Origin of the sequence: Haloarcula sp. JP-Z28, from assembly GCF_011440255.1 — an archaeon.
In the GTDB taxonomy this organism is placed as follows: domain Archaea; phylum Halobacteriota; class Halobacteria; order Halobacteriales; family Haloarculaceae; genus Haloarcula; species Haloarcula marismortui.
The window spans coordinates 1-3,328 of sequence record NZ_JAAOHT010000136.1; the positions used below are offsets into that span (position 1 = coordinate 1).

Annotated in this window: 6 protein-coding genes; all 6 read left to right on the top strand. The window is 62.2% G+C overall.

Features of this window, described 5'->3' with window-relative positions:
• Positions 1 to 578: hypothetical protein (locus G9463_RS23400; protein WP_165897969.1), on the top strand; the 578-nt coding region annotated here is incomplete at its 5' end.
• A gap of 171 nt (positions 579 to 749) precedes the next feature.
• Entirely contained in the window at positions 750 to 1,208 is a 459-nt protein-coding gene (locus G9463_RS23405; protein ID WP_165897970.1) for a hypothetical protein, read from the top strand.
• Positions 1,209 to 1,600: 392 nt separating this feature from the next.
• Entirely contained in the window at positions 1,601 to 1,810 is a 210-nt protein-coding gene (locus G9463_RS23410; protein ID WP_165897971.1) for a hypothetical protein, read from the top strand.
• A 274-nt stretch (positions 1,811 to 2,084) separates the two neighbouring features.
• Positions 2,085 to 2,219, top strand: coding sequence for a hypothetical protein (locus tag G9463_RS24425; RefSeq protein WP_255458731.1), 135 nt, complete (start codon positions 2,085 to 2,087; stop codon positions 2,217 to 2,219).
• Positions 2,220 to 2,283: 64 nt separating this feature from the next.
• A complete protein-coding gene (locus G9463_RS23415; RefSeq protein WP_165897972.1) occupies positions 2,284 to 2,568 on the top strand; it encodes a hypothetical protein in 285 nt (94 codons plus the stop codon).
• Positions 2,565 to 3,328, top strand: a 764-nt coding sequence (locus G9463_RS23420) for a hypothetical protein (RefSeq protein ID WP_165897973.1), incomplete at its 3' end; no start/stop codon positions are given. The genes G9463_RS23415 and G9463_RS23420, both read left to right, overlap by 4 nt.

Sequence of the window (3,328 nt, forward strand, 5' to 3'; positions counted from 1 at the left end):
TCATCGGCCTGTGCCGCGATTTCGATGCGGACGACCCGGAGGAACAGGACGGGTGGGTCGCCCATCGAATCGACCGGCAGGAAGGCCGGTCGGCGTTCAAACCGTACACCGGACTGCGCGACAGAGAATCGTACGAAGAGGTGGTCGGGACAGTCCGGTACCTGATGAGCCACGCGACGTTTGAGAGCGGTACCTCACGGGACTGTGTTCGGTGGTTCGGGGAACTGGCGACGGCGAACTTCCAACCGGATGAGGCGCTGTCTGAAGGCTCCTACGACGTGATAGACAGAGTGGTCCGTGAGGTAGTGAACGACGGGGTAGAGGAAGACGACGGTGACGGCTGCGGGGTCGAGGACGAAGATGAGTGCGGGCACTGCGGCTCGCGGTCGTGGTCGCCCATCTGGGATGCCGGGGGAGCGCTGTGCGACCCGGGCTGGTGTGACCGTATCGGTCGGGAGAGAGAGAGGCGGCTGACAGCGGCGTTCGAGTGGGCGATAGGGGAGCGCCGACCCCCGCCGGGGATGAAGAGTCCGAAGACCGAGGAGCAGGCGCACGAGGCGCTGGAGGCGCTACTGTGACCAGTCTGAGGGTGGCCCCCATTGGAGGGGGTCGGACGGGTGGCTCAGGATATGTTAAAATATGTAGAGCATGGTGGGCCAGCAGATGTGTTCTAACTATGTCAACATATGCAGAGCCGACGGAGGCGGTTCTGTGACGGTGAGACAGGTTCTGTCGGTGATGTACGTGCTGTGGGTCTCGACCGCGCTGGTGGCCGCTGTGGGACCGACTGGGGGCTGTCTGTGATGCTGCTGCCGATGACCTCGCGAAAGCGGGCGAGGCCCCACGGTGTGGGACTGCCCGGATGGGCCGGTGTACTAGCACCGAACCCGCACCGCCACGAGACCATGACGGCAAACGATGATACCCCAGACTCGGGGCATGACAGTATCGATTTCAGGACCGACCAGAAGCGACTGCAGGCGATGTCGGACGAAGAACTGGCGGAGGTGTTGGAAGAACAGAAGCAGGCGGCGAGAGAGGCCGCCAGCGCTGTCGACAGCGCGTTGCTGAACGAACACGTCCCACTGACCGGCGAGATGGTCGAAGCGCTCTGGGACGCTGGTGCGGCTGTCGAGACGATTGCTCGTGTGCTGGCGCTGCGGGTTCCGCCAGCCCATCGCATCGAGGACGACGAAGACAGTTCGTAGCCCATGCGGACCCTGTCCGCATAGTGTACCGTTGTACCCCCTTCGGGGGGTACAACTGTACAACGGTCGGAGGAGTGTATATATAAGACGCGCGATAGGCGTCTTAGACTCTCTAAAGCGAGGTTTCGGCGTTTGAGGTTGTGTTGCACGGTGTCCGAGGGTGAATGTGGAGTATTAGGCTCTCTACTGCTGGATATGGGCGTTTCCGCTGATGGGGTGTCAGCCGGGTGTTCACGGGGCTGACACCGTAGAGTACAGAAAGAGGTAGAGACTCTGAAAACCTTTAAATCAGGCGTATACGATAGTCTTGGCACATGGCGAAAAAGAACATCAGTGCGAGGGTTCCGCCTCGGGTTGCTGACAGTATAGACCGATATGCCGAAGAGTGGGGAATGAACCGTACAGACGCTCTAACGGTGATTCTGGAAACGGTAGTTGATGGTCTGCCAGAACCCGGACAAATGGAGGGTGCCGGTGAATCGAACCCGATGAAGTACGCGTATACGCTGGAGTTGAGTCCTGAGAACGCGGAATACATCGAAGAATCTGATTCAGAGCCAGCGGGAGCGCTCAATCGGCTTGCCGACGTGTATCGAAGTTAGATTTTGGTGTCTGTCTGGTCAGTAGAGAGGCTGACTGAAGCGTATACGCTGATTGGTGGGTGGTAGAAAGGCTGTGCGTAGGAACTAAGACCCCGGAGATACCAGTAGGTGAGTAAGTGAACGACAGCCCGGGAGAAAACCCGGGCGACGGACGACCTCGGCGGGGCAACCCTACCAAAGACCGCCCGCCGAGATTGCGTGTGGGAACGCTCGTCCTCGCCCATACCTTCTCCCGCCGACCGCTTCAGCGTTTCGGCGTTGGACGAGTCGGCCGATGTTCGACTGTCTCTCAGCAGAGCGCTCGTCGAGGACGGCCGCCGTCTCGGTCGGCGGCGCGGTCGACGTCGACGTGCGGCTGCACGTCGTCGCCGGTCGCCTCCTGGTCGCCGTCGACGGCGAGGAGATCTAGAGTTCTTCGAGCGTCTCAGACGCACCCCAAATTCCTCCCATCGGTCCGTAGCGGTCTTCTCCCGGTGGAACAGCCGCCGGGAGGGAGCGAGTCGGTCGAGCGAGCGGAGCGAGCGAGCGCCGTCTTCGCGAGCGCCGTGGGACCGGCGCGAGCGACGAGCGACCGTACAGAGGGAGGACCGACCGGGACGACCGAACTCGTCTGCGGTGGCGGTCGCCGCTGCGGAGCGGTGGGCTGTGGGCGGTCGGCGGGGCGGTACCGGAGCCTGCACTATGCGGCTGCAATGATGAGGCCCTGTGAAACCGGGAGTCTCAGGCTGTCTACTCCGATTCAGGGGGGGTCGGCGTGAGTTCCCAAGAGTGGGGCGGAATCGTAGAGGACTGGACGCACCTAGCTAGCGACGGGAGCGACGGCGGCGCGAACGGGGTCGAGGACGAGACCGCCGCCGAGCCGGGCCGGTGGCAGGAGGAGATGGAGTACTCGGTGTTCGCAGACTCCTCGATGACGCTGCCGGGGCAGGGAGAGAAGGGGCCGAACTGCCAGATATGGAAACCGGCGGAGTTCTGCGACGAGTGCGCCGAAATCGGCTACGCACAGAACCACTGTGGTCGGCGGAGTTGCCCCCACTGTGTCGGCATCTGGACGGAAGAGCGTTCTATCGGCAGTACGAAGCGTCTGTCGGCCGCTCGGCACGTCGAAGAGCCGGGTATCGACCGGCGGATGATTCACGGAGTCATGTCACCGCCAGAAGGCGAGATACGGACGCTTCAGCAGGTGTACGACGGGTTCCAGACGGCGTACCGACTGGCTGAAGAGAAAGGAGTCCGGGGAGGGATGGCGATATTCCACGGATACAGGGTCAAGAAGGACGTTCAGAGCGATTTCGAGCAGGAGGACCCGGACATGGGTATCTGGAGGTGGCTGATGGACGAGAGGCCGGAGAACTGGCGAGAACTGACGTACTGGAGCCCACACTACCATATCATCGGCCTGTGCCGCGATTTCGATGCGGACGACCCGGAGGAACAGGACGGGTGGGTCGCCCATCGAATCGACCGGCAGGAAGGCCGGTCGGCGTTCAAACCGTACACCGGACTGCGCGACAGAGA

Excerpts from the sequence above, each read along its gene's own strand:
- G9463_RS23410 (WP_165897971.1), top strand. The coding sequence starts at position 1,601 with ATGAACCGTACAGACGCTCTAACGGTGATTCTGGAAACGGTAGTTGAT.
- G9463_RS24425 (WP_255458731.1), top strand. The coding sequence starts at position 2,085 with ATGTTCGACTGTCTCTCAGCAGAGCGCTCGTCGAGGACGGCCGCCGTC.